Annotated in this window: 1 protein-coding gene; it reads left to right on the forward strand. The window is 66.8% G+C overall.

The window, feature by feature from the left end; genetic code table 11:
• Positions 1-80: 80 nt before the first annotated feature.
• Positions 81-1,127: DUF4158 domain-containing protein (locus AB0H64_RS44910; RefSeq protein WP_357638079.1), on the forward strand; the 1,047-nt coding region annotated here is incomplete at its 3' end.

Below are 1,127 nucleotides of genomic sequence, written 5' to 3' on the forward strand. Positions count from 1 at the left end.
GGGGTGCCGGTAAGAACCGTGTCATGAGCCCCAAACGGCGTTGATCTTGTTGTGATTTGGCTGGTCGATGCTGGGCGGCTATGACGCACCCCCCGATGCACATCGACGAGCTGGTCGAGCACTGGACGGTCCTGGACGAGGAACGTGAGCTGATCGCCGGGAAGCGAGGCGCCACCCGGCTCGGCTTCGCGATCTTGCTGAAGTTCTATACGCGGCACGGGCGGTTCCCGCGAGGGCGTTCGGAGCTGGCCGACGAGGTCGTGGAGCATGTGGCCAAGCAGGTCCAGGTGCCCGCCTCGGAGTTCGGCTTCTACGAGTGGTCTGGTTCCACGATCGAGTACCACCGGGGGCAGATCCGGACGCACCTGGGGTTTCGGGTCTGCTCGACTGCGGACGCGGACAAGGTCACGGTGTGGCTGGCCGAGAACGTCGCCCACGCCGAGCGTCGGCCCGAGCGGGTTCGGGAGGAGCTGCTCAAGCATCTGCGTCAGGAGCGGATCGAGCCGCCGACCATGGGGCGGATCTCGCGGATTGTGGCCTCGGCCCTGCACAGCGCGGAGGTCACCTGGTCGGTGCGGATCGCCTCTCAGTTGAGTGCGGAGACCACCAGGCGCATCTACGCCCTGGTTGGCATCGACGAGGAGAGCGAGGACCAGAACGACGAGGACGGGGAAGAGACGGCGCCGGGTGAGGCGGCGGAGGATGAGGACGGCGGTTCTTCGGGACTGCTGGCGCTGATCAAGTCGGCTCCGGGGAATGTGAGTCTGGAGTCGATGATGACCGAGATCCGCAAGCTGGAGGCGGTGCGGTCGATCGGGTTGCCGCCGGGGTTGTTCGCCGATGTGGCGCCGAAGGTGCTGGCGGCCTGGCGGACGCGGGCGGCGGTGGAGGCTCCGTCGCACATGCGCACGCATCCGCGTGAGCTGACGGTGCTGTTGTTGGCGGCGCTGGTCTGCGAGCGGGAGCGGGAGATCACCGACACGCTGGTGGAGTTGCTGATCGCGACCGTGCATCGGATCAAGGCGCGTGCCGACAGCAAGGTGACCAAGGAGCTGATCAACGCGTTCAAGCGGGTGACCGGCAAGGAGAACATCCTGTTCCGGGTCGCCGACGCCGCGCTCGGGCAT

The organism is Nonomuraea sp. NPDC050733, from assembly GCF_040654215.1.
Lineage (GTDB): Bacteria > Actinomycetota > Actinomycetes > Streptosporangiales > Streptosporangiaceae > Nonomuraea.